Source organism: Roseovarius sp. AK1035 (genome assembly GCF_003288315.1).
GTDB classification, from domain to species: domain Bacteria; phylum Pseudomonadota; class Alphaproteobacteria; order Rhodobacterales; family Rhodobacteraceae; genus Roseovarius; species Roseovarius mucosus_A.
Genome location: NZ_CP030099.1, coordinates 2,581,018 through 2,605,376 on the forward strand (window position 1 = coordinate 2,581,018; position 24,359 = coordinate 2,605,376).

General features: G+C 58.4%; 24 protein-coding genes, 1 tRNA gene and 1 riboswitch. Of the genes, 15 read left to right on the forward strand and 10 right to left on the reverse strand.

Annotation, left to right across the window (positions count from 1 at the left end):
- Window positions 1–2 precede the first annotated feature (2 nt).
- Window positions 3–1,502: a D-alanyl-D-alanine carboxypeptidase/D-alanyl-D-alanine endopeptidase gene (gene dacB / locus RAK1035_RS12330; protein ID WP_008280332.1), complete on the reverse strand. Its 1,500-nt coding sequence runs from the start codon at window positions 1,500–1,502 to the stop codon at window positions 3–5.
- Window positions 1,503–1,560: 58 nt separating this feature from the next.
- A complete protein-coding gene (locus RAK1035_RS12335) occupies window positions 1,561–2,172 on the reverse strand; it encodes a nicotinate-nucleotide adenylyltransferase (RefSeq protein ID WP_037297255.1) in 612 nt (203 codons plus the stop codon).
- 151 nt (window positions 2,173–2,323) lie between these two features.
- On the opposite strand from RAK1035_RS12335, the gene ettA reads away from it, so the two are divergent.
- Entirely contained in the window at window positions 2,324–3,979 is a 1,656-nt protein-coding gene (ettA, locus tag RAK1035_RS12340; protein ID WP_008280334.1) for an energy-dependent translational throttle protein EttA, read from the forward strand.
- 186 nt (window positions 3,980–4,165) lie between these two features.
- Here ettA and RAK1035_RS12345 read toward each other — a convergent pair whose 3' ends face one another.
- Both RAK1035_RS12345 and RAK1035_RS12350 read right to left on the reverse strand, forming a co-directional pair.
- Entirely contained in the window at window positions 4,166–4,576 is a 411-nt protein-coding gene (locus RAK1035_RS12345; RefSeq protein ID WP_008283237.1) for a hypothetical protein, read from the reverse strand.
- Window positions 4,573–4,878, reverse strand: coding sequence for a toxin-activating lysine-acyltransferase (locus RAK1035_RS12350; protein WP_008283236.1), 306 nt, complete (start codon window positions 4,876–4,878; stop codon window positions 4,573–4,575). The genes RAK1035_RS12345 and RAK1035_RS12350 overlap by 4 nt, the downstream gene beginning before the upstream one ends.
- A 351-nt stretch (window positions 4,879–5,229) precedes the next feature.
- On the opposite strand from RAK1035_RS12350, the gene RAK1035_RS12355 reads away from it, so the two are divergent.
- Genes RAK1035_RS12355 through arsB form a run of 4 tightly spaced genes read left to right on the forward strand, consistent with a single transcriptional unit; the run spans window position 5,230 to window position 9,327 of the window.
- Window positions 5,230–6,069, forward strand: a complete 840-nt coding sequence (locus RAK1035_RS12355; RefSeq protein WP_008281907.1) for an arsenate reductase/protein-tyrosine-phosphatase family protein — start codon at window positions 5,230–5,232, stop codon at window positions 6,067–6,069.
- Window positions 6,066–7,064 carry an ArsJ-associated glyceraldehyde-3-phosphate dehydrogenase gene (locus RAK1035_RS12360; protein ID WP_008281908.1) on the forward strand — a complete coding sequence of 333 codons (999 nt, stop codon included), beginning with the start codon at window positions 6,066–6,068 and terminating at the stop codon, window positions 7,062–7,064. The genes RAK1035_RS12355 and RAK1035_RS12360 overlap by 4 nt, the downstream gene beginning before the upstream one ends.
- Window positions 7,061–8,323, forward strand: a complete 1,263-nt coding sequence (gene arsJ / locus RAK1035_RS12365) for an organoarsenical effux MFS transporter ArsJ (protein ID WP_037298243.1) — start codon at window positions 7,061–7,063, stop codon at window positions 8,321–8,323. The genes RAK1035_RS12360 and arsJ overlap by 4 nt, the downstream gene beginning before the upstream one ends.
- Window positions 8,320–9,327: an ACR3 family arsenite efflux transporter gene (arsB, locus tag RAK1035_RS12370; RefSeq protein WP_008281910.1), complete on the forward strand. Its 1,008-nt coding sequence runs from the start codon at window positions 8,320–8,322 to the stop codon at window positions 9,325–9,327. The genes arsJ and arsB overlap by 4 nt, the downstream gene beginning before the upstream one ends.
- A 65-nt stretch (window positions 9,328–9,392) precedes the next feature.
- Here arsB and RAK1035_RS12375 read toward each other — a convergent pair whose 3' ends face one another.
- Both RAK1035_RS12375 and lipB read right to left on the reverse strand, forming a co-directional pair.
- Window positions 9,393–9,782, reverse strand: coding sequence for a c-type cytochrome (locus RAK1035_RS12375; protein WP_008281911.1), 390 nt, complete (start codon window positions 9,780–9,782; stop codon window positions 9,393–9,395).
- A gap of 96 nt (window positions 9,783–9,878) precedes the next feature.
- Window positions 9,879–10,523 (reverse strand): lipoyl(octanoyl) transferase LipB, encoded by a 645-nt coding sequence (gene lipB / locus RAK1035_RS12380; protein WP_037298338.1) that lies wholly within the window; start codon window positions 10,521–10,523, stop codon window positions 9,879–9,881.
- A 120-nt stretch (window positions 10,524–10,643) separates the two neighbouring features.
- Between lipB and RAK1035_RS12385 the strand changes: the two genes are divergently transcribed.
- Together RAK1035_RS12385 and RAK1035_RS12390 are read left to right on the forward strand one after the other, a co-directional pair.
- Window positions 10,644–11,987, forward strand: coding sequence for a peptidoglycan-binding domain-containing protein (locus RAK1035_RS12385; protein WP_008281913.1), 1,344 nt, complete (start codon window positions 10,644–10,646; stop codon window positions 11,985–11,987).
- A gap of 100 nt (window positions 11,988–12,087) precedes the next feature.
- A tRNA-Leu gene (locus tag RAK1035_RS12390) sits at window positions 12,088–12,174 on the forward strand.
- Window positions 12,175–12,400: 226 nt separating this feature from the next.
- Here RAK1035_RS12390 and RAK1035_RS12395 read toward each other — a convergent pair.
- A complete protein-coding gene (locus RAK1035_RS12395; RefSeq protein ID WP_008281914.1) occupies window positions 12,401–12,796 on the reverse strand; it encodes a metallopeptidase family protein in 396 nt (131 codons plus the stop codon).
- 54 nt (window positions 12,797–12,850) lie between these two features.
- On the reverse strand, window positions 12,851–13,771 hold the full coding sequence (locus tag RAK1035_RS12400) for an MBL fold metallo-hydrolase (RefSeq protein ID WP_112303085.1): 921 nt from the start codon (window positions 13,769–13,771) through the stop codon (window positions 12,851–12,853).
- A 262-nt stretch (window positions 13,772–14,033) separates the two neighbouring features.
- Between RAK1035_RS12400 and gltX the strand changes: the two genes are divergently transcribed.
- Window positions 14,034–15,359 carry a glutamate--tRNA ligase gene (gltX, locus tag RAK1035_RS12405; RefSeq protein ID WP_008281916.1) on the forward strand — a complete coding sequence of 442 codons (1,326 nt, stop codon included), beginning with the start codon at window positions 14,034–14,036 and terminating at the stop codon, window positions 15,357–15,359.
- Here the strand turns inward: gltX and RAK1035_RS12410 are convergent.
- Entirely contained in the window at window positions 15,343–16,605 is a 1,263-nt protein-coding gene (locus RAK1035_RS12410) for a DUF2254 domain-containing protein (protein ID WP_008281917.1), read from the reverse strand. The two genes, gltX and RAK1035_RS12410, sit on opposite strands and share 17 nt — an antisense overlap.
- A 13-nt stretch (window positions 16,606–16,618) precedes the next feature.
- Window positions 16,619–17,191 carry a gamma-glutamylcyclotransferase family protein gene (locus tag RAK1035_RS12415; RefSeq protein WP_037298340.1) on the reverse strand — a complete coding sequence of 191 codons (573 nt, stop codon included), beginning with the start codon at window positions 17,189–17,191 and terminating at the stop codon, window positions 16,619–16,621.
- Between the two features lie 89 nt (window positions 17,192–17,280).
- Between RAK1035_RS12415 and RAK1035_RS12420 the strand changes: the two genes are divergently transcribed.
- The 7 genes from RAK1035_RS12420 to RAK1035_RS12450 all read left to right on the forward strand — a co-directional run bounded on the left by RAK1035_RS12420 (window position 17,281) and on the right by RAK1035_RS12450 (window position 24,358).
- Window positions 17,281–17,733, forward strand: coding sequence for an RrF2 family transcriptional regulator (locus RAK1035_RS12420; RefSeq protein ID WP_008281919.1), 453 nt, complete (start codon window positions 17,281–17,283; stop codon window positions 17,731–17,733).
- Between the two features lie 31 nt (window positions 17,734–17,764).
- A riboswitch (glycine riboswitch) is annotated at window positions 17,765–17,851 on the forward strand.
- A gap of 166 nt (window positions 17,852–18,017) precedes the next feature.
- Window positions 18,018–19,142: a glycine cleavage system aminomethyltransferase GcvT gene (gcvT, locus tag RAK1035_RS12425; RefSeq protein ID WP_037298247.1), complete on the forward strand. Its 1,125-nt coding sequence runs from the start codon at window positions 18,018–18,020 to the stop codon at window positions 19,140–19,142.
- A gap of 20 nt (window positions 19,143–19,162) precedes the next feature.
- Entirely contained in the window at window positions 19,163–19,522 is a 360-nt protein-coding gene (gene gcvH / locus RAK1035_RS12430) for a glycine cleavage system protein GcvH (RefSeq protein WP_008281921.1), read from the forward strand.
- A 601-nt stretch (window positions 19,523–20,123) separates the two neighbouring features.
- Window positions 20,124–20,717 (forward strand): hypothetical protein, encoded by a 594-nt coding sequence (locus RAK1035_RS12435; RefSeq protein WP_157132416.1) that lies wholly within the window; start codon window positions 20,124–20,126, stop codon window positions 20,715–20,717.
- A 147-nt stretch (window positions 20,718–20,864) separates the two neighbouring features.
- A complete protein-coding gene (locus tag RAK1035_RS12440; RefSeq protein WP_157132417.1) occupies window positions 20,865–22,307 on the forward strand; it encodes a hypothetical protein in 1,443 nt (480 codons plus the stop codon).
- A 340-nt stretch (window positions 22,308–22,647) separates the two neighbouring features.
- A complete protein-coding gene (locus tag RAK1035_RS12445) occupies window positions 22,648–23,145 on the forward strand; it encodes a hypothetical protein (RefSeq protein WP_157132418.1) in 498 nt (165 codons plus the stop codon).
- On the forward strand, window positions 23,138–24,358 hold the full coding sequence (locus tag RAK1035_RS12450; RefSeq protein WP_008281926.1) for a DGQHR domain-containing protein: 1,221 nt from the start codon (window positions 23,138–23,140) through the stop codon (window positions 24,356–24,358). Before RAK1035_RS12445 ends, RAK1035_RS12450 begins: the two co-directional genes overlap by 8 nt.
- The last annotated feature ends 1 nt before the right edge of the window (window position 24,359 follow it).

The following is a 24,359-nucleotide window of genomic DNA, read 5'->3' on the forward strand; positions in this document are numbered from 1 at the left end:
CCTCAGCCCCCGTAAACCGCGCCCCATCGCTCGATCAAGGACTGTTGCAACTGCTTTGAGCGCGTGTTCCAGCTTCGCGCACCGGGCGGGCTGTCATCCTGCGAGGGGTCGATGCGCGCGCGCAGACTGTCGCTTGCGGTGAAAATCGCAAAGGCCAGATCGGCCCCTTGCGGCGTCGTCACATAGCCCGCCAGCGCGCTCACGAAATGCAGCGTTCCGGTCTTGGCCGCCACTTTTAGCGGATGGTTGCGATTGGGGCGCCCCTGCGCATCGCGCAATTCGACCGTGCGCAAAAGCGGCCGCAAAAGCCCCGCACGATGTGCCCGCGCCAAGGCCTGCGTCATCGCCGCTGCCGACAGGCGCGAGCGGTCGCTGAGGCCCGAATGATCCCTCAGCGCCGCGCCGGTCATGCCCAGCGCCTGCGCCGCCCAAGCATTCATATCCTGCGCCGATTGATCCAGCGCCACCACCGCCCCGCGCCGCTTGGCCGAGGCGGCCAGCCCCACCATTTCCGCCGTGAGATTGGTCGAAAATTTCAGCATGTCGCGCAGGATGGTGGCAAGTGGCGCGCTGGCATGGGTCACAATCGCGGTGCCGCCGGGCAGCCGGTCGATGACCTGCGGCGCGCCGGTCTTGATCCCTTGGGACCGCGCAAAGGTGGCAAAAACCTCGCCCGCGTAAAGCTCGGGTTTGCGCACCGGCAACCAGCGCGCGCCGCCCGTGCCGAGCGCGCCCAGCGCCACGGTCCAATCGTCATAGCTGCCCGCGTCCTTGTAGCTATAGACCGGCACGTTGCGATCCGCGATTCGCATCCGCGCCATGGTCACATCGGGGCGATAGCGGTCTGATCGTGCATCCATGGTGATGGCATATTTGCCATTCGCGCGCCTCCACTCGAAATGCACCCGGTTGTAATTGAGGTTGAGGCCCGAAAGAGCCGGGTTGTAGCCCGCATGCTCTGGCTGTGTTTCGTCGATGGCGCGGGTAAATGGCACCGCCCCACCCCAGACAAGGAGCCTCCCGCGCACCTCGCGCAGCCCGGTCTTGGCCAGATTGGCCGCAAGGCTGGCCAGCCCATCGGTATCGAGCGTCGGATCTCCGCCGCCTGCAAGGATCAGATCGCCATTCAGCACACCGCCCGAAATCGGCCCGGTCGCGATCAGCCGCGTGCCAAAGCGATGCTCCGGCCCCAAGGCGTCAAGCGCATAAAGCGCGGTCACCGCCTTGGTGACACTCGCGGGCGGCAGGCCGGTTGTGGCATCGCCCGACTCAAGCAATTGCCCCGTGCGCGCATCGGCCACCGCATAGCCCACCCGCCCCGATAGATTGGCCTGAGAAATCAGCGCCTCAGCGGTTGGGGCGCGCTGCACGGCGCGCCGTGCCCCCCCGTCGGGCCGCGCCACCGGCCTGAGCGATACCGCAGGCGGGCCAGCCATAGCCGAACTGCCGAGCGCCGCCAGCGCCGTGCCCAGAAAATACCGCCGTGAAATGCCTGTGCTCATGACGCAGAGTTAACCTTAGGCCAGTGTTGCACGCAATCACGATTTGCCCGCCGCGCACTCACTTTTGCGCCCCTGTCCAACTGCCCGCCTCTCTGAGCCGGGTCGAGGAAATATCCATCATCGGCACATTGACAAAGCACCACGCCGGCGCGTCGCGCCGCCCCAATGCCTGACTGTCATAATCGGGCAGGCGGGCGTGGGCATAGATGCGTGCGGCGGATGACAGCCGCGCCGAAATGCGCTGACCGGGCCGCGCCAGCACCCCCACCGGCACCGTATCCAGAATCTCGCGCCAGTCTTGCCAAAGATGGAATTGCGCCAGGTTATCCGCCCCCATCAGCCAGACAAACCGCACGCCGGGGCAAATCCTGCGCAGTGCGCGCAGCGTGGCGGCGGTATGGCGCGTGCCGGTCCACGCCTCAATATCAGTCACGTCAATACGCGGATGTTCCACCAGCGCCTGCGCCGCCGCCATGCGCTGCGCGAGCGGCGCAGGGCCATGCGCCTTGAGCGGGTTGCCGGGGCTGACCAGCCACCACAGCCGGTCAAGCCCGAACCGCCGCAGCGCCTCGCGGCTGATATGCAGATGCCCCGCATGCGGCGGATCGAACGATCCACCCAAAAGGCCGATCACCTGACCGGGGCGGGAATGGGGCAGGGCATGTGTCATCGCCCTTTCATTGCCAGCGGCGCGGGCGGTGTAAAGCGAAATCCGGGGCGCCCTCTGATCCGCAGATGCACAGACCATTGCCCCCGCACGCCCATACGGGTATCACGCGGGCTGAATTGGAACTCACCCAAGCGGAACGGAGCGGCACATCATGGCAGCGTATCAATATGTCTATCACATGCAGGGCGTCTCCAAGGCCTATCCCGGCGGCAAGAAATGCTTTGAGAACATCCACCTCAACTTTCTGCCGGGGGTGAAAATCGGCGTTGTGGGCGTGAACGGCTCGGGTAAATCCACCCTGATGCGCATCATGGCCGGGATGGACAAGGATTTCACCGGCGAGGCTTGGGCCGCCGAGGGCGCGCGCGTGGGCTATCTGCCGCAGGAACCGCATCTCGACGACAGTCTTGATGTGCGCGGCAATGTGATGCTGGGCGTGGCCGAGAAGAAGGCCAAGCTCGACCGTTTCAACGAATTGGCGATGAACTATAGCGACGAGACCGCCGACGAGATGGCGCAGTTGCAGGACGAGATCGATAGCCAGAACCTCTGGGATCTCGACAGTCAGGTCGATATCTCGATGGAGGCGCTGCGCTGCCCGCCCGATGATGCATCCGTTGCGTCCCTCTCGGGCGGTGAACGCCGCCGCGTGGCGCTTTGCAAGCTCTTGCTCGAAGCGCCTGACATGCTGCTGCTTGACGAACCGACCAACCACCTTGACGCAGAAACCATCGCCTGGCTGCAACAGCACCTTATCGCCTACAAGGGCACGATCCTGATCGTTACCCACGATCGCTATTTCCTTGATGACATCACCAGCTGGATTCTCGAGTTGGACCGGGGCCGGGGCATCCCCTATGAGGGCAATTATTCCGCTTGGCTCGAGCAAAAGGCCAAGCGCCTGTTGCAAGAGGCGCGCGAGGACAAATCCAAGCAAAAGACGCTGGAGCGCGAACTCGAATGGATGCGCCAAGGTGCCAAGGCGCGGCAAGCCAAGCAAAAAGCCCGGATCAACGCCTATAACGAGCTGGCCGGTCAATCCGAGCGCGAGCGCATCAGCCGTGCCCAGATCGTCATCCCCAATGGTCAGCGCCTTGGCAACAAGGTGATCGAGGTTGAGGGCCTGAAAAAGCACATGGGCGACAAGCTCCTGATCGAGGATCTCAGCTTTTCACTGCCGCCCGGCGGCATTGTGGGCGTCATCGGCCCCAACGGTGCGGGCAAATCCACACTCTTCAAGATGCTGACCGGGCAGGAACAGCCCGACGAGGGCAAGATTGAGCTGGGCGATACGGTGCAGCTCTCTTATGTCGACCAGTCGCGCGATGATCTTAAGCCCGAGGATAACGTTTGGGAGGCCATCTCGGGCGGGGCCGAGGTGATTGTGTTGGGCGACGCCCAGATCAACAGCCGTGCCTATTGCGGGGCGTTCAACTTCAAGGGCGGCGATCAGCAAAAGAAAGTGTCGTTGCTTTCGGGGGGCGAGCGCAACCGCGTGCATATGGCGCGGCTCCTGAAAGAAGGCGGCAATGTGCTGCTCCTTGACGAACCGACCAACGATCTCGACGTCGAAACCCTGCGCGCGCTGGAAGATGCGCTGATGGATTTCGCAGGCTGCGCCGTGGTCATCTCGCACGACCGTTTCTTCCTCGACCGCATCTGCACGCATATTCTGGCCTTTGAGGGGGATGCGCATGTCGAATGGTTCGAGGGCGATTTCTCGGCTTATGAGGAAGACAAGAAGCGGCGGTTGGGCCCGGATGCGCTCGAGCCGAAGCGGGTAAAGCACAAGAAGTTCGTAAGGTAATCCTGTGACAGGCCCCGGGCCCGACCCGGGGCCTGTCACACCGCGTAGGGTGCGCATTCATTGCGCACCTATAACCGGCACCAATGCGCGCCACGGTGCGCAATGAATGCGCACCCTACGGGTGGCTATTTGCGATGGGTGAATGAACCTGACGAGAAAGCTCAGCCAACGTTGTCGTGTTTGTTATTACTTTAGCACCTTCTCTACTGTTCCATCATGGGCCACCCGCCGCAAAGGTGCTCCTGCTGCAATCATTTTGAATCGATAGCTGTCGATATCCCGCCCACCAAGAAGCACTGGATAAGGACGTGCATAATGAAATTCGTACAACCACTTGTCGTACCCACGTGTTGTCACGCGCCAAAAGCACGTAGCGTACCTATAAATCACCAATTCCGTACCATAAACGCAATCAATCAACTTTGAGGGTTCCGGCCCAAGGTCAGCCTGTTGCAAATGCTCCTCAAAGAAGTAATCCGCATCACGAATGCGCTGATTGGCCACGGATGCCAGGATGATGTCGGCAACCAGCAAAACCCCGAGCAACACCGCCGCGATCCTGAAATAGAGCCATCTTCTGCGGCTGCGCCGTTTCACTCTTTTCCCTCTGCGTGCTTTGCCCCCGCCAAGAACCTCTCCCGCACCCCCTCCGCCTCCGCAAAGGGCGACACCATGTCGACCACCACGAGGCTCGCGCCCGACCGCCAGTCCTCCAGCGCCAGCGGCGCGCCCGCTTCGGCCTTGGCCTTTACCGCGTCCGACACGCTGGCCCAGCTCAGGAACGCAACCGGCGATTTGCCTTTCGAATAGATCTTGAACTGTCGCAGAAGGATCGGGGTGGCGACCAGCGCCTCGATCTCGCGGATCGGGCGGTCGCGATAGCGTTTGTTAATTGTCATCAGCCAGACGGCCTGTCCGAGCGCGGAGCCGAAGGTTCTGGCATCGACGCTGACAGTCGCCCTCTTTTGCCTTCGGTCTGTCCGGACGTCATTCGCTACACCCAATCTACGCGACCGTTGCACTCACTCTCGTAAAAATAGAAACCAGCATCAACTGGTCGCGTCAACATCATTTCATCTATTCGATTTCCAAATAACCCGCCGTAGGGTGCGCATTCATTGCGCACCAATGCACCCCAGCCGCCTGCCCCACGGTGCGCAATGAATGCGCACCCTACGGGGGGTGCCAGTCCCGACCCTCGTCACAAAACCTTCACTTGATATTCTCTATATTTCTTATATTCCAGAAAAATGGAAACATTGGCCCCCACCCGCCTCGCAACCCTTGGTCACCCGCAGCGGCTGGCGATCTTTCGGCTGCTCATGCGCCGCTACCCAGACCGTATCCCGGCGGGTGAATTGGCCGAGATTCTGCACCTCAAACCCTCGACCCTCTCTGCCTATCTTGCGGCGCTGATGCAGGCGGGGTTGGTGCGCCAAGAACGTGCGGGCACCTCGCTCAGATATTCCATCGACATGACAGAGGTGCGACGCACCTTCGATTACCTGTTCAACGATTGTTGTCGCGGGCGCCCTGACATCTGCGCGCCCTTTCCCACCCTCAAAGGAGGCCCCGATATGGCCCACCGCACATACTCCGTGCTTTTCATCTGCGTTGGCAATTCCGCCCGCTCGATCTTTGCCGAAACCATCCTGCGCGATCTGGCGGGCGACCGCTTTACTGTCTTTTCCGCCGGCACGCGCCCCTATTCCGAGCTTAATCCCTTCGCTCTGAAGGTCTTGCGCGCCAAGGGCCATGACGTGACGCCGCTGCGCGCCAAGAATGTGTCAGAGTTCACCGGCCCCGATGCCCCCGCGCTCGACTTTGTCTTTACCGTCTGTGACACGGCCGCAAATGAGGAATGCCCGGCCTGGGAAGGCCAGCCGGTCAGCGCCCATTGGGGCATGCCCGATCCGGTCAAGGTCGAAGGCACGGAGGCACAGAAAAGCCTTGCGTTTCAACAGGCTTACGGCGCGCTCCGCAACCGGATCACGGCCTTTGCGGCGTTGCCGATTTCGACCTTGGATCGCGTCAGCCTGCAAGCCGCGGTCGATGACATCGCGCGGCAGGATGTGGGGCAGGGCACATGACCGTTTATGCCATCAACGGTCTGGGGCGGATCGGTAAGCTGATCCTCAAGCCGCTGATCGCGCGGGGGGCCAAGATCGCCTGGATCAATGACGCGGTGGGCGATGCCGCCATGCACGCCCACCTGCTGGAATTCGACACGGTGCATGGGCGTTGGGACGCCAGTTTTGACCATGACGAGGGCGCGGTGATCATCGACGGCCTGCGCCTGCCTTTTATCGGCGCGCGAGACCTCAGTAACCTGCCCTTGACGGGCGTTGACGTGGTGATCGACTGCACCGGCGTCTACAAAACCGAGGCCAAACTTGCCCCCTATTTTGACGCAGGTATCAAAAAAGTCGTGGTCTCGGCCCCGGTCAAGGATGGCGATGCCGCCAATATCGTTTACGGCGTCAACCACGCGGTTTATGAGCCTGCGCGGCACCGCATCGTGACGGCGGCAAGCTGCACCACCAATTGCCTTGCCCCGGTGGTCAAGGTGCTGCACGAGGCCATCGGCATCAAGCATGGATCGATCACCACGATCCATGACGTGACCAATACGCAGACCATCGTGGATCGCCCCGCAAAGGACCTGCGCCGCGCGCGCTCTGCGCTCAACTCTCTGATCCCGACGACCACGGGCAGCGCCACGGCGATCACCCTGATCTATCCTGAACTCAAGGGGCGTTTGAACGGCCATGCCGTGCGCGTGCCGCTGCTGAATGCGTCGATCACCGATTGTGTGTTTGAAATGGAGCGCGAGACCACGGTGGAGGAGGTCAACGCGTTGTTTCAGGCGGCCTCTGAGGGCCCGCTTGCGGGTATTCTGGGTTATGAAACCCGCCCGCTTGTCAGCGCGGATTACACCAATGACACCCGCTCTGGTATCGTTGATGCCCCCTCTACGATGGTGGTCAATGGCACGCAGGTGAAGGTCTATGTCTGGTATGACAACGAGATGGGCTATGCGCATCGGTTGGTCGATGTGGCCTGCATGGTCGGGGACAGCCTGTGACCGCAAGACCTGAGGGATTAAGCGCTTATATCGCCGTCACAGCCGCCTACTGGGCCTTCATGCTCAGCGACGGCGCGCTTCGGATGCTGGTGCTTTTGCATTTTCACACGCTGGGCTTCAGCCCGGTGCAACTGGCTTATCTCTTTGTTCTTTACGAAGTCGCAGGCATGGTGACGAACCTGTCGGCGGGCTGGATTGCCGCTCGGTTTGGGCTGACGGCCACGCTTTATGCCGGGCTAAGCCTACAAGTGGTGGCGTTGATTGCGCTGGCGCAACTTGATCCGGCATGGAGCATCGCGCTCTCGGTGGCTTTCGTGATGGGCGTTCAAGGGGTCTCTGGCGTGGCCAAGGATCTGGCCAAGATGTCGTCGAAATCCGCCGTCAAGTTGCTGGCCCCTTCCGAGGAGGGTGGGCTTTTTCACTGGGTCGCGGTGCTCACAGGGTCCAAGAATGCGGTCAAGGGCCTTGGCTTTCTCTTGGGGGCTGCGCTTTTGGCGGGGATTGGGTTCGTGGGCGCGGTCTGGGCCATGGCGGGCGTGTTGGCAGCAATCCTTGTGGCCGTGGCCTGGGCCATGCCGCCGGGCCTGCCACGCGGGCGCAAGGGCGCGAAATTCTCGGAAGTCTTCTCGAAATCCGCCAATGTGAACTGGCTGAGCGCGGCGCGCGTGTTTCTTTTTGGCGCGCGTGATGTGTGGTTTGTGGTGGGCATCCCGATCTATTTCTATGGCGTCTTGTCGGATGGGTCCGAGGCTGGCAATCGCGCAGCCTTTTTCCTTATCGGCACGTTCATGGCAGGCTGGATCATCCTTTATGGCGCGGTGCAGGCCTCGGCCCCCAAAATTCTGCGCGCCAAATCGCGGCCCGAGGCGGCCTTGATCGCGGCGGCGCGGGGCTGGGCCATTGCGCTTTGTTTGGTGCCTGCGGTTTTGACCGCACTGGCGCTGCTGGCGGGGGGGCCGCAGGCTTGGCTCACAGGTGCACTTGTGGCGGGCTTGCTGGTCTTTGGCGCTATTTTTGCAGTGAATTCGGCACTGCATTCCTATCTCATCCTTGCCTTTACCCGTGCCGAACGGGTGACAATGGATGTAGGGTTCTATTACATGGCCAATGCCGGTGGGCGGCTCTTGGGCACGCTGCTCTCGGGGCTGACCTATCAATTGGGGGGGTTACCCTTGATGCTGGGCATTGCCACAGCGATGGTCGCGCTGTCGGCGCTGGCCGCCGGAAAGTTGACCCCACAGGAAAGGGCAGAGGCATGAGCGGGTTTGAGCGCTATCTGACTGTCTGGGTTGGATTGGCAATGGCGGCGGGCGTGATCCTAGGCCTGATCGCGCCGGGCCTTATCGCGGCGATTGCGGCGGCAGAGGTGGCGCGGGTCAATCTGATCGTTGCGGCGCTGATCTGGGCCATGGTCTATCCGATGATGATCGGTGTCGACCCGTCAAGCCTTGGGCAAGTGGCGCGCCAACCCAAGGGGCTGGCAATCACACTGGTGGTGAACTGGCTGATAAAGCCCTTTAGCATGGCGGCTTTGGCGGTGCTGTTCTTTGAAGGTGTCTTTGCCGATCTGATCGCCCCCGCCGATGCGCAGCAATATATCGCCGGGCTGATCCTTTTGGGGGCGGCCCCCTGCACGGCGATGGTGTTTGTCTGGTCGCAGCTGACCAAGGGCGACGAGAGCTATACGCTGTTGCAGGTCTCGGTCAACGATGTGGTGATGGTCTTTGCCTTTGCGCCGCTCGTGGCGTTTCTGTTGGGCGTCACGGATATCGTCGTGCCGTGGGAAACACTGGTTTTATCGGTGCTGCTCTTTGTGGCGCTGCCGCTGGTGGCGGGGTTGCTCACGCGGCGCAGGCTGGGGTCAGAGGTGCGGATTGCGGCGTTTCAGGCGCGGGTGAAACCTTGGTCGATCCTTGGGCTGATCGCGACGGTGATGATCCTTTTTGGCCTTCAAGGCCGGGTCATTGTCGAGCGGCCCATGGTGATCGGGTTGATTGCGGTGCCCATCATCCTGCAAAGCTATGGCATCTTTGCGCTGGCCTATGCGGCGGCATGGCTGCTCAAGGTGCCACACCGGATCGCAGCCCCCTGTGCGCTGATCGGCACGTCGAATTTCTTTGAACTCGCGGTCGCCGTGGCGATTTCGCTCTTTGGCCTAAACTCGGGCGCGGCATTGGCGACGGTGGTGGGCGTGTTGGTCGAGGTGCCGGTGATGTTGTCGCTGGTGGCACTTGCCAACCGGACGCGCGCGCGATTTGCCTGAACTGCGCATGAAAAAGCCCCGCGCTGTTTTGCACGAGGCTTTGTGCCTTTGGGCTTTTGGATCGCTTACTGCGAGAAGGTCGCGAGATAGGCCGCCACGTCCTCGGCACCTTTGGCCAGCTTGAAGGTCATCTTCGAGCGGCTGCCAAGATATTCATTGGGGTCAGCCACGTATGCGGCCAATTCCGCTTCGTCCCATACCAAACCTTCAGCGCCTTTTGCGGCCAGACCATCGGAATAGCTGAAACCTTCTACGCTGCCTGCTGTACGGCCGATCACGCCATAAAGGTTCGGGCCGGTCTTGCCACCCTTCACGATGGTCTCGCTCTCCGAGGCGATCATGTGGCAGGCTTTGCATTTGTTGAATTCTTTTTCGCCTTTGGCGGCGTCGCCTGCGGCAAAAGCGGGAAAGGAAAGAGCCACAAGAGTGGCAGACGCGGCGAGAAGGGTCTTCATGAGCTACCTCATTAGGGTTGGTTGCATTCCGGATGTAACCATAGCCCGACTGCCCCGGCTTGCAACCTCCAACTTTGGTGCAGGCGGCGGTTTGCCTCAGTCAAATGCCTTTGAAAAGCATCGGCGCAGGGCGACATCAAGGTCATCCATGCTGACAGGTAGGCCAAGATCCACGAGGCTGGTCACCCCATGCTCTGAAATGCCGCAGGGCACGATGCCCGAGAAGTGCTCCAAATCCGGCTCTACATTGATCGAGATGCCGTGAAAGCTGATCCATTTGCGCAGGCGTATGCCAATGGCGGCGACCTTATCCTCGGCTTGTTGGCCCGTTGCGGTCAGTGGTTTATCGGGGCGCGTTACCCAAACACCAACGCGACCTGCGCGGATTTCGCCGGTGACGTTGAATTCGGCGAGTGTTGCAATCACCCACTTTTCCAGCTGGCGCACAAAGCACCGCACATCGCGCCCGCGCTTGCCCACATCCAGCATGATGTAGACGACACGCTGACCGGGACCATGATAGGTGTACTGCCCACCGCGTTTCGCCTCATATACCGGGAAACGGTCAGGATCGGTCAAATCCGCCGGTTTGGCCGAGGTGCCAGCGGTGTAAAGCGGCGGGTGCTCCAACAGCCAGATTGCCTCGGCGGCGCTGCCTTCGGCGATTCGCGCTACGCGCTCCTCCATTGCCGCTACCGCCTCGGGATAGGGGACAAGATCGGTCGAGATATGCCATTCCACGCCGGATTGGTCGATGGCGAAGGGGGTTTTGAGGCGCAAGGTTTGACTCTGTTCACGTATGAGGGAAACTTGTGGTAGGTTGTCTTATTAAGTTTTGCACCTGCTTAGGGGAGATGAACGATGTTTTCAAAACGAATTCTGATGATGGCTTTGGCGGCTTCGGTCGCGTTGCCGGTCGGCGTGGCACAGGCGGATTTCAAGGATGGGCTTGTTGGTGGCCTTGTTGGTGGCGCAGTCAGCGGTATCATCGTCAATGAAAGCGCAAAGGCGCGGGAACGCAAGCAACAGACGACAACGACAACACGACGGGTGTATCAGGCACCCGCACCAGTGAACTCGGTGCAACGTCAGCAAGTGCGAGAAGAACAGTCGGCACTCAATTACTTCGGCTTTCCCGCCGGCACCCCCGACGGTGTGCGTGGCCGCAACACGCGGGACGCCGCCGCGCAGTTTCAGGCGCATATGGGATATCCGCCAACCGGCTATCTTGCGGATTATGAGCGGCAGTTTCTTATTAGCTCGTACTACCGGGCACAAAGCAGCGGGGCGGCCACAGCGCAGTTGATCGCACAACGTGGTCAGGGCACGCGCGGCCTGCTGCTGGCCTATCGAGACGAGGCGGTAGGTGTGCCAACATATGCGGCAGCACCCGTGCAGGCCCCAACGGCGCCGTCGCCAGTGATGGCGGCCATTCCGCAATCCGCGCAGGTTTCCGCTCCAACTGCCGAGACGGCTCCGGCAGCCGTGGGATTTGCCGCGCTGCCCAATCTGATGGCCTCTGGCGGAGAGGGGCCGTCTCTTGCGTCGCATTGCAATCAGGTTAGCCTTATCACCAATTCCAACGGTGGTTTTGTCACCGAGGCATCGCTCAACGATGGGCGCATCGCGCTCAACGAACAGTTTTGCCTTGCGCGCACCTATGCGATTGCCGAAGGCGAGACGATGGCGGCCTCTCTAAAGGGCGTCACGGCGGCGCAACTTGAAGAACAGTGCCGCGCCTTTGAGCCTGCGATGCGGGATCATGTGGCGGCGCTCTCGCTCAATTCGCGCGATGAGGTCGTTCAGCAAGTCCGCAGTTTTGTTCTGCAATCCGGGCAATCCCCGGCGCAATTGGCGGGAACCGCCAAAATATGCCTCTCGGTTGGTTATCGAATCGACAACATGAACGTGGCGCTGGGATCTGGCCTGTTGCTGACTGCCTTGGGCGAAGAGCCCTATGGCGAGTTGATGGGCCATCACCTGAACGAAGGCTTTGGTACGACCCGCCGCCCTGATCTTGCGCTTGCGTGGTACCAAACCGCCGTTGAGGCCGTAGAGCGCGGGGTAGAGCCCGTTTTTGCCCCCGGAAACACCGGGCGCACCGCACTTTTGCGCAAGGCGGCGTTCCATACTCAGAGCGCGCAGACAGGCGCCGCCGAGGCCGTGCAGCCGGTGGCAACCCTGCCGACGTTCAAGCTTGAATAGATATCAAGACCTGCGTTTGAAAAACCGAAGGGGCGATGTGTTTTGCCCCTTCACAAGCCGGATGAGTTTGCATATACGGCCCGAACCTACCTGATCACGTGCGGTCGTGGCGGAATTGGTAGACGCGCAGCGTTGAGGTCGCTGTGGGGTAACTCCCGTGGAGGTTCGAGTCCTCTCGACCGCACCATTTCACCCCCAGAGGGTGGAGTGTTGATCAAGAGAATTTCCAGAACAGGCAAGTTGTCACGCCAATTTTGGCGGTGATTTTAGTTGGTTTTGCGTCACTCAAAACCAGACGGCACGGCATGGCTTTCTTGGGGTCGGCACCGCTTTGAGCAGGGGCGCTAGGGCAGGGCGCTGCAGGATAGGCTGTGCGGAGGCTGCTTTCTGCGCAGTGCTCGCTTTGACCCCGGTCACTCCCACCAGCGGTCAATGCGCGCGATATCCTCATCCGACCAGCCGAAGTGATGGGCAAGCTCATGCACCACCACATGCGTGACCAGATCGGCCAGATCAATATCGCCCCTGTCGCGCCATTCCTCAAGGATAGGCTCGCGGAAAATCCAGATCGTATCAGGGCCAAGAGGCTGATCGAAATGCGATTTCTCGGTGAGGGGGATGCCCTCGTAGAGACCAGTCAGATCAAGCGGATCGTCGATCCCCATCTCGTGAAGCAGTGTTGCGGATGGCCAGTCTTCGACGATCAAAACCACGCTCTGCGCCGCAGGGGAAAAGGCCGGGGGAAGCGCGGCAAACGCAGCGCGGGCCATGTCCTCAAAGCTTGCAAGATCGGGGTCGGGCGCGGTCATTCCCGGCATATGGGGCGCGGGGGCGGAAATGTAAATCCGCCCCCGCGCGGCGGATCAGAGCATCAACTGATAGCTGGCCGGCACATACTGGAACCCGTCGCCGCGCGTCTCGACATAGCCCACGGCAGGGAAGGGCATATGATAGCCGATGAACGGCACCTTATCGGCAGCCAACATGCCCAAAACCTTGCGTCGGGTTGCGGCGGCCTGCGCTTTGTCCATGTCGAATGTCACCTCCCAGTCGGGATACCCGAGCGACCAGACATAGTGGTTCGCGAAATCGGCGGCGATAACCAGCGATTTGCCGCCGCTCTCGATCATGTAGGCGGTATGGCCGGGCGTGTGCCCCGCGGCAGACATGGCGGTAATGCCAGAGGCAACGCTTGCCCCGTCACCGATCATTTCGGTCTTTTCCGCCAAGGGACGCATCTTGCTGTCAAATCCTTCGTTTCCGGCAGCGGCCCAATGGTCGTATTCGGCGCTCGCGGTCACGTAGCGGGCATTGGGAAACGTCGCCCCGCTCTCGCCCATCAGACCGCCGATATGGTCGCCGTGCATATGGGTAAGAACGACGACATCAACCTGATCGGGCGTGTATCCCGCGGCGGCAAGCGCACTGGTGATGGCATCCGGGTTGAGGCCGGTATCAAAAAGCACAAGTTCCGCGCCGGTGTTGATGACCGTGGGCGTAAAGAAAAACTGCGCCTGATCCGTTGGAATATTGTTGGCCGCTGAAACGGCTGCGAATTCTTCGGCGCTGACATTGAGGCCAAAGATCGTCTGTGGGTCCGGTCGCGCCGTGGTCGCAGCAAGCAAGGTCGTCACCTCGAAGTCGCCCAGTGTCACCCGGTTATACCGCGTGGTGGATGCCCCAAGCATTGGGGCTGCCGCGCGGGCAGGCGTGTTCATCGCCGCAAGGGGCAGAGCGGCGGCAGAGCCGAGGATTGCGCGACGGGTCAGCGTGGGTCTGGACATGGTTTCCTCCTGGTTTGTTGATGCTCGCGTCAGGGTAGCGCGCTTCTATATAGTGCGCATCGTGCTCACGGAAAATTGAGAGTGGTTTGGCCCGCAACGAAAGGCTTTATTCCCGGCGCGGGCAACAGCGGATAGCCCCCGCGCCTATGCACCCCTTTGAAAATCGCAAAGCCGCGCGCCTCACCCGCCCATGGCGAGGGGCCGCAATCTGGACAAACGCGCGCACCTGTGACAAAGCCCGCGGCAGAGTCAGGAGACGCCCATGATCACCACCCGCTTTGCCCCGTCGCCCACCGGCTATATCCATGTCGGCAATCTGCGCACCGCGCTGATGAACTATCTCATTGCCCGGCGCGCGGGGGGCACGTTTATCCTGCGGATTGACGATACCGATGCCGAGCGCTCGAAAGAGGCATATGTCGACGCGCTCAAGCAGGATCTGGAATGGCTGGGCCTGCATTGGGACCGGATCGAGCGGCAATCGCTGCGGCTGGATCGCTACGCCGAAGCGGCGGACAAGCTGCGCAGCATGGAGCGCTTTTATGAGGCGTTCGAGACGCCGACTGAACTCGATCTCAAGCGCAAGAAGCAGCTCAACATGGGCCGCCCGCCGGTCTATGACCGTGCTGCACTGGCGCTGAGTGAGGCGGATAAAGACAAGCTGCGCGCCGAGCGGGGCAATGGTGTCTGGCGGTTCAAACTGATCCAAGAACGGATTGAATGGCACGACGGCATTTTGGGCGATATCTCGATTGATGCGGCCTCGGTCAGTGATCCGGTGCTTATTCGTGGCGATGGTCAGGTTCTTTATACGTTGGCCTCTGTTGTGGATGATGTCGAGATGGGCGTCACGCATATCGTGCGCGGCTCGGATCACGTAACCAATACCGCCACCCAAATTCAGATCATCGAGGCCTTGGGGGCCACCCCGCCGCAATTCGCCCATCACTCGCTTTTGACAGGGCCGCAGGGTGAGGCGCTGTCGAAACGTCTGGGCGCGCTGTCGCTGCGCGACCTGCGCGCGCAGGGGATTGAGCCCATGGCGCTTCTGAGCCTGATGGCGCGGCTGGGGTCGGCTGATCCGGTGGAGCTGCGCACAGAGATGGCGCAGTTGATCGAGGGCTTTGATATCGAGCGGTTCGGCTCGGCACCGACCAAGTTCGATGAGACTGACCTCTTTCCGCTGACTGCGCGGCATCTGGCGGCGCTGCCGTTTTCGGCGGTCGCAAGCAAGATCGCAGACATTGGCGTGCCTGCGTCATTGGCCCCGCAATTCTGGGACGTTACGCGCGAGAATATCACCACTCTCAAGGATCTTGACGGCTGGTGGGCGCTGTTCCGGGACGGCGCGGACCCGGTGATCGAGGACGAGGACCGAGAGTTTGTGGCACAAGCCATGACGCTTTTGCCCGAGGGGCCGCATGATGCCGGGACCTGGGGCACGTGGACGAGTGCCGTCAAAGAGGCAACAGGCCGCAAGGGCAAGGGTCTTTTCATGCCGCTGCGCAAGGCGCTGACCGGTCAGGCGCATGGGCCGGAAATGGCGCAGGTGCTGCCGCTCTTGCAGGTGATCAAGGCGAGGGGCTAAGCACCGCCGCGCGCAATCGGGTCTTGTCGCGCTCAACGGTCAGGGCCGTTTCAGCATATTCGCGGGCATGTTGCGACATCTCCCGCGCCGCTTGGGCAAGAGTGGCATCCGGTACAGACGCGAGCCGCGCCAAAACCTGTTGCAGGCGCAACGCCACTTCGATCTGTCCTGCGCCGTCACGGGCGACGCTGGCAAAGGCCGTGTCGATCATCGCCACGCGCGATGTCTCTGGCAGGAAGAGACGGGGAAAGCGCGGGCTATCCTCGGCATGCGTGGCATAGGCCCAGTCGAGCAAGAGCTTTTCCTGTCGGCAAAGAACGGCAATTGCGGTGCCCGGATCGTTGATCCCCGGCGACAGCGCGCGCGAGGCCGTTTCCGAGAGTACCAACAACCCATAGCTTGCATCCTGCTCAAAGCTGCGAGTGGCGGCGATTGTCAGGTTCTGGCAAATGGCGCGCCGCTCATCCTCGGCCAGCCCGCTCGCATGGCCGATGGTCTGGCCCCGAACCAGATAGGCACCGGGCCGGACATAGAGATAGACACGGGTTTGATCCGTACCCAGCTTCTCGCTGATGGCGTGCATGTCGATAAGTTGCAGATACCCTGTTTGGGGTGCCGTCAACGGGCAGGCCTCATCCGGTAAAACTGTATCTTCGGACAGGCGCTGCGCCCCAAGGGAAGGTAGGCTGCGGTCGCGAATGAGGCTGTCGCGTGCCGCCTGTTCGACCGCAAACAAAGTGGCATCCATGCTGCCCAAATCGCTGAGATGGTGAATCCAGCGCAAAAGCGCCACCACCACCAACACAACAACCGCCACGGTAAAGACCAACACGAGCACGCTGGCCCCTTCGGGATAAAACCCCGCTTGAAAGAGGATGATCGCACTTAGCGCATAGACAAAGGCGCCTATGAAAGTCGCCAGAACCGTATGCGTGGTCGTATCCGCCAGCAGGATCGCATGCACACGCGGCGTGGTTTGACCGGCAGCGGCGTTATGCGCCGTGACCATGACATTGAGCGAGAATGTACTGACCGCAAGCATCCCCGAAGCAAGGATCGTCAGGATCGGCATGACGGCATCTGGCGTAAAGCGCGCTTTGAGACTGTTCGGGATCTGGTCCTCGAGCAATATCGCTGCGCCAGAGGCCAGGATCGCCAGAAGGGCAAACAGCGTCACGCGCAACCAAAGCTTGCGGCTGAGACGCAGGAGCGAGAGGGCTGTGGTTGAGAGGATGTGGATTTTCACGCGCGCGCCTTGGTTACCTGTCTCTGGCGAGGATCGACACGCCAAGCCGTTCAAGATGCTGGTCAGTGAGCGCTCGCTCGACTGCCGTGAGGGGTTGGTGGCGGGGATATCTGGGCGCGCTGCGATCATCAAGCAGGGGGGCATCCCAGCCCTGCGTCGTATCAAAGAAACGCTGCACGCCCGCCGCGCCGAATTCGCGGAAATAGCCCTGCACCACCACATCGAGATAACTGAGCAGGATCGGATGCGCGTGGCTCGGGGCCGCATGCAGCCCGTCGGGAATGGTATAGACGGCGATGTCGGGGGCATGGGGCAGGGGGTGGCGGACCTGATGCGCGGCGGGTGCGCGGATATAGGCCGCCTCACGCGCGTCAAGTGCAGGCCAATCGGCATCGGGCACCGGGGCAATCAGCCCGTCGATCTCTGCCTCGGGGTCTGGCACCACCGTCAGATAGGCCACCGGTCGCAGAGTGGTGTGTCTCCAGATCCGCCGCCAGCCGGTCAACTGCGCAGGTATGGCCGCCTCAAAACTGTGGCTGGCGCGGTTCACAAGGCTGCCGTAGCCAAAGAAATATGAATTCCCAATCACTGTTTTGCCCCTGTCTTGATCTGGATCATGGCCGCGCGGCTGTTTCACCGCAAGACTTGATCCACTCAATGAGGGGAATGACTGTTATGCGGATTACCAAACGCACCAATATTGCCATCCGGCTCTTGATGTTTTGTGCTGCCAACAGCGACCGTCTCGTCACCAAGGCCGAGATTGCCGAGCGCTGCAACATTTCTGAAAGCCATCTGGCGCAGGTGATAAATCGTCTGTCGCAGCTGGGCTTTCTCTATACCCAACGTGGGCGCACCGGCGGGGTACGTCTGGGGCGTCCCATGTCTCAAATCACTGTCGGTGACGTGTTTCGCCAGTTGGAGCAGCACACGCCCGTCGCAGAATGCTTTGCCGATGTGGACAACACCTGTCCTTTGACCAAGGCCTGCCGCTTGCGGGTGGCGCTTGTCGATGCGGTCGAGGCCTTTTACGCGCATTTGGATGAGGTGACCCTTGATGCCCTCGTCTGCAACAACGACGCGCTCTTCGCGATTTTTTCAACGGTTCCCTGTCTCAAACAGGCTTGAAATGAGGGCCGCTGTATACTAGCGTGCACATAAGATCGGATAGGGAGAACTGGCGCAAGCCAGTGCCGAAGGAGCAACCGCCCCGGAAACTCTCAGGCGCAAGGACCTGTCCGATCCTCGAAACTCTGGAGAGAGCCTGGCTTTGACCGGGCCGCCGACGGGATAGCGATCTCAGGCAAAAGGACAGAGGGGGCATCGTGGCGCAGCTTGTAATGGGCTTGCGCATAGGCGGTGCCGGACTGATCGACAGTTGATCCGGACCCATGAAAAAGGGAAGGATGCGGATGTCTGATCTGCAAATAACGCCATTGAATGCGTTGCACCGCGAGTTGGGGGCCAAGATGGTGCCCTTCGCAGGCTATGACATGCCGGTGCAATATCCCATGGGCGTGATGAAGGAACACCTGCAGTGCCGCGCCAAAGCGGGCCTGTTCGACGTAAGCCATATGGGGCAGGTGATCCTGCGCGCGCCGGGCGGGTATGCCGCCGTGGCCGAGGCGATGGAGGCGCTGGTGCCCGTAGACCTCTTGGGTCTGGGTGTGATGCGGCAACGCTATGGCATGTTCACAAATGACGCGGGCGGTATTCTCGATGATCTGATGCTGGCCAACCGGGGCGATCACATGTTCGTCGTGGTCAACGCGGCCTGCAAGGCTGCGGATATAGCGCATATGCGCGCCGGGCTGATGGGGGTCGAGGTCGAGGAAATCACCGACCGCGCGCTTTTGGCTCTGCAAGGGCCGGCAGCAGAGGCGGTGCTGGCCGCCATAGTTCCAGATGTCGCTGCGATGCGCTTTATGGACGTAGGCATTTTCGCGTCGGAGTTTGGCGAGTTGTGGATTTCACGCTCGGGATACACGGGCGAAGATGGCTATGAGATTTCCGTGATCGAAGATCAGGCCGTGTCATTGGCACGGTGCCTGCTGGCCCACGAAGATGTGGCACCGATTGGATTGGGTGCGCGCGACAGCCTGCGGCTTGAGGCGGGTCTGTGCCTTTACGGCCATGACATCGACACCGGCACAACCCCTGTCGAGGCCAGCCTGAGTTGGGCCATCCAGAAAGTTCGTCGTTCAGGCGGCGCACGCGCGGGCGGATTTCCCGGAGAGGACCGTATTTTAAAAGAACTGCACGAAGGTGCCTCGCGCGCCCGTGTGGGCCTGCGCCCCGAAGGCCGCGCGCCGATGCGCGAGGGCACACCGCTTTTCGCCGCCGCCGAAGGTGGCGAGGCCATTGGCCATGTCACCTCCGGTGCCTTTGGTCCGACCATAGAGTCGCCAATGTCGATGGGCTATGTCCCGCAGGGCTTGGCCGCCGAGGGCACAGAGCTATACGGTGAGGTGCGCGGCAAGCGCATGCCTGTCCGGGTGGCCAAGCTGCCCTTTACCCCCGCAACTTTCAAACGCTGAGCAACAGGAGCCGGAAAGCGATGAAATTCACCGAAGAACATGAATGGCTGCGCGTCGAGGATGACGTCGTGGTCGTGGGCATTACCGAACACGCCAGCGAGCAACTTGGCGATGTGGTCTTTGTCGACCTACCCGAAGTGGGCACCGAGGTTAGCAAGGATGACGAGGTGGTGGTGATCGAGAGCGTCAAGGCGGCTTCGGATATTCTTGCCCCGATTGACGGCGAGATCGTCGAGGTCAACGATGCGCTGATCGACAATCCCGGCAAGGTCAACGAAGATCCGATGGGCGATGCCTGGTTCTTCAAGATCAAGCCCGCCGATCCCAGCCAGATGGATGATTACATGGATGAGGCCGCCTATCAGGCCCATATCGCCTGAATCCGCCCGCCGGAGGCGCGGACGCCCCCAAAGAGTTTCGGGCCTCCGGCGGGAGTATTGTCAAGAGAAAAAATGCATATAGATCTGGGCGTTGTCTATTATAGGATGTTCGATATCCATCATCTGATCAACGTCGTGCTCTCAATCTGAATTCTTGTTCTGCACTTTGAGTCAGTCAGACACATCTCGTGATGGCCGGAGAAAGCACTACAACACACAACGGCCCGAGAGTGAACTGGGACGTCTACCACCGGCACCCGTAACCATCATGCAGATGGACCAAAAGCTCACGACGCATTATCAATCACAGCGGACCAGTCAGATCAGGCTGCTCAGGATCAGTTATGCATTGTCATTTCGGCTGATTTTTTAACGGACGCTGGGGAAACTGTTCGCACAACCTTAATGTGCGACACGGAAGCACAATAAGCCCGTTGACTGATTTAAACCATGACGTAACATGCTCCGGAGGTCAAAGAATTAGGGGAACAAGAAAATCAATACGTATAAATATTTTCCCGGCCAATTTTTCCCTTTTGCGTATTTGGTTTTGTTGATCGCTTCTCTCATCAAAGCCTGGAAGGGTTTTGATCTGAAGTCCTTGGCTTTTTTTGAGGATCTGCTTTCAGAACAGTATCAAGTATTGAACAATGGCTTGGCGGATGCGGTTTTGGGAGCTGCGTTGGCTTATGTACTGACTTCTTACCTGATGATTGAAAACACACACGAACGTGGTCTCGACGTTTTAGGTCATCCTTCTGCGCTTGCAAAAAAACTGGATAAAGCGACAAGGTTACTATTGATTGGCATCCTATCGCTCAAACTATTTATCCCTGTAAACGCCGATCATTTACTTTTCATTATTTTCGGAATTTCGGCGCTGATCTTTTTTAATGGATGGACACTGAACCTCACAGGACCGATATCCGTGATGATAAATGGGAGAAATGCCGGTTACTTTGTGTCTTTGGACTTCTTTTGCCTATTTATATCGCTTCTAACGCTTGTCTTAATTCAAGTGCGTTCTGCTTGGCCGTACGCGCTTCTTAACTATGCTCTTTTGCTGCTGTTGACACTATTTGCTATAATTGTAGCCGGCGGGTCCATTTTGAGATTCTGGGCACACAAATCAGTACTCCGCGCGCTTACGGTCAGTTTGATCGATGAACCGCGGATTCAGCAAAACAAAAGTTAAAGGTGAACATGATACTGCTAGTTTTTGTAAACGGACGAATAGCCTTAGTAGCTGGTGCTGCGGGCTTTGGACTCGAAGATTACGTTTTGATCTGTGTGCTAGGCTTGAACAAGCCGTCGTGTCGGCAAAACTTCTGCGCGAACTAACATGGCTTCGTTTCTAACAACTCTCTTTTTGGCGATCTTAAGTGTGTACTTTGCGATTGCACTTTTTTCCTATCCAAGGACCAAAAGTCCTGCTGGTTTCTTTAACGTTGCTTCCAAGTCTCAAATGCGGATCACAACCGTATTCGGCAATATTACTCTTGGAACGGGATTTGCTTATTTAACGACAACTGGATCTACTTTGGGACTAGGCGCGCTTGCGGGTCCGTTGGGCGTGTTGGTAGGCTTCGCTTTGCTGGCAAAACTCGAAGGAGTGATATCGCTCTACAAAGACAACTCGGGAGTGGCTCCACGGAACTACGCCAACTTCCTATCGAACACCTCACATTTCACAAAAATTAGTTTTGTTTTTAACCTCGTAAGGCTCCTTGTTTTCATGTGCCTAATTGCTTTTGAGATTTGGCTTTCATCGAAGTATCTATCTGCTATTTTCGGTTTCGGTCCCGATGGAGCACTGGTCTACGCGTCAGCAACAATTTTAGGTTGTATGGCGATTGGCTACTCTGTGATCGGGGGGTTCCCGGCAGCACTAAAGACAGACTACGTGCAAGCATTCACCGTCTTATTATTGATTTTGTTTCTTTTGTTTGCTGGTTTTTCACAGCCTGGGTTGCAACAAAGCCAAACTAGTATCGCAACTTTGCTCGAATCTACGCCAGCAACAACTTTGCCATGGTTACTCGCGACGCTTGCGGTGTTCGCTACAGCGGTGGCAACACAGTTTTATAATATAATCAACACTTCCGCGTCTCGTAATCGTTCAAGTGAGGAAAATAACTCGAGCTTTTTGGTGGTTGGATTCTTACAAGCCACCGTAATCTTCCTAATTTTAATTATTGGTGTCGTATTTTCCTCAAATCAAGGAGGGCAAGATCTTGTAGCGTTTTTCGGTCAACAAGCTTCGGGAACATCGATGCTTGACGGCGTGCTTGCTGCTCTAATTCTAATTGGGTTAACCTCAATTATCTTTACCACTGTGGACTCAGCAATTGTTTCGTTGGCGCAGCTTTCAGGAGACCTGCTGGGGCTAGATTGTGACTCAGCCGAAGATGCGATTTGGCCACGTCTTTTGTCGGGTCTCATTGGCTTTTTTACTATTCCGTTCACGATTTGGCTTGTTTACATGAATTTCCCTATTATGGATGTGGTTTTCGTAATTCTTACCCCCCTAGGCGCTATGGCCGCCTACCTAGCTGCAAGCATCTTTGTTGCTGTGAAGAAACGAAAACAGAAGTCAAATTTATGGGCGGACATAAGTTGCGCTTTTTTTGTCATCGCTGTGAGCGCTAGCCAATTGGCAAACCTTTTTGAACTCCCGGAAGGCTACCTAGGAGCATATACACTCGTATCTTTTGTTCCGGCTGTATTGATCTTAGCCTACGGACTGTTCATCAAGAAAACGCGTGGCAATACCGCCGCTCAGTAATTGGTAGTGTTCTTCCAGCTTCAAATCGGGCTTTATCCCTGAGCCTTGATCCAAGGGCTTTATTTGACAAGCGTCCGAATTGTTCTCATACGCCCCGCTTCCGAGGTATGCGCCGCACTTGGCGTGCCCCCATCGGGTGGCCCGGTTTAAATGTTAGTGCATCGTGGTCCTCTGGTCCATCGGGACGGTGCTTTCCGGCGCTGGTGGGCGATATCCCTGGCCAGGAGATGGGCAGGAAGTGAGGAAACGGTGACAAGTAAGTTGCAAAGTTACCGATGTCGGCTTGACAGCCGTACAGCCGTCGCAGAGCCTAGCGTCACTTCCGCAACGGTAGGTGCTGATGTTTGATTTGCTAAGAAAAAACTGGGGAAGAGCACTTGGTGAGGTGTCGGCCTCGATGGTTGGCGCGCTAGGGGCTATCTTCCTCGTGGCGCTTGCACTATGGGGCCAGAAAGCCAGTCCACGCTTATGGGATGCCTTCTACAGTTATTTCTCGGGCGGACAAATCGGTCTAACCATTTTATCTGTCGGTGGCGTAACATTCATTGCGCTGCTTAGGCACAAGCCAACACATCCCATTCTTGCGGTGCTTCTCTATATTTTTCTGTTTGGGCCAATGGTCATTACCGCTTTCCTTATTGGTCTAAATCCTGGGTTCATACCCAATGGTCTGTCACAAGATGTTCTTAGGTGGCTTTGGTGGATCTTCTTTGGCCTGCACGCCCTTTGGTTTTTCACCCTGCTCTTAGAGCCAGTCATACCGAATGCGCAGGAAGCTGGTGAAGCACAAGAGAAACGCGTGCGCGACATAAAAGCGAGGGCAGTAGACCGTGCTTAACGAATTAAAATTGCCTATTACATTTCCCGTATCGAAAGTCTCGCAGCCGATTGGAGACTTTTACGTTGGTCGACTGGACGCACGGACCCTAGTAAAGATTTCTTATACTGAGATTCGTGCATTTCTTGAAGGGACGCAAGAGACAATTGCCGGCATCCAGCGCGAGCGGTCGGAGAAGCGTATCAAAGAAATTGAGAAATATGTAAACTTGGACTATGCGACTTTTCCAACGTCGATAATTATTGCCGTTTCTGCTGACTGTGTGCAGTTGTTGCCATACAACTCGGCAGCAGACGCTGTCGTTCGAGGAGAGCAAGAAGAGGAGATTGAGCTCGACCCAAGAGCGAGGGTTTTTTCGTTGCAACTGATGCCTTTCGGAAATCCAGGTGATGAAGACTTCGTGCCAGTCGAGAAAATTGCCTTCATTATTGACGGCCAGCATCGTGTTGCTGGGCTTGAAGGGCTGGAAGATGGGCGCGAGTTTGACGTCAATGTTTCGGTCTTTGTTGGCGCGTCAGATGCCGACAAGGCGGAGATCTTCGCGCGGGTTAACCAGGCACAAACCAAGGTCAATCAAAGCCTAGTTGTGGATTTAGCCTCTTACTATGAGGAGAGGGGGCCAGTTAAGTTTGCACATGAAGTCGTTTTAGCGATGAATCGCGACCGGGAGGGGCCTTTCCACGATAAGGTCAAGCGGCTTGGCAAAGCGGATCCTGGAAAGGGGCGAATTCAGACGCTGGCACAGGCAACAGTCGTTAAACCTATTGTGGACTACATTACGGCGGATCCTGAGGTAGAACGCAATAAGCGTTATCGCGGTATTTTTGGTTCTCGTCGAAAGAGCGATGAATGGAGAAGATTCATATTTCAGCCGTTCTTTGATGAAGACGATGATAGTGGTGTGTTCCTGTGCCTTACGAACTATTTTGGCGCAGTAAAGGCGAAGTGGCCTGTTGCATGGGATGACGCACCGCCAGGTGTAATTCTGAACAGAACAACTGGCTATGCGGCGCTCGTGCGTTTTCTGAGACCAGTATATTTGAACAACTGTGACGTCCCAGGTCAAATCCTGACACGAGAAGCCTGTGATAGGGTGTTCCAGAACATAAATATTGATGCAGCCGATTTGAACAAGGATGAGTTTGTTCCTGGGAGTTCAGGAATATCGAAACTGTATCGCAGTCTGATGTCCGAAATGGGCTGGGAAACTTAAG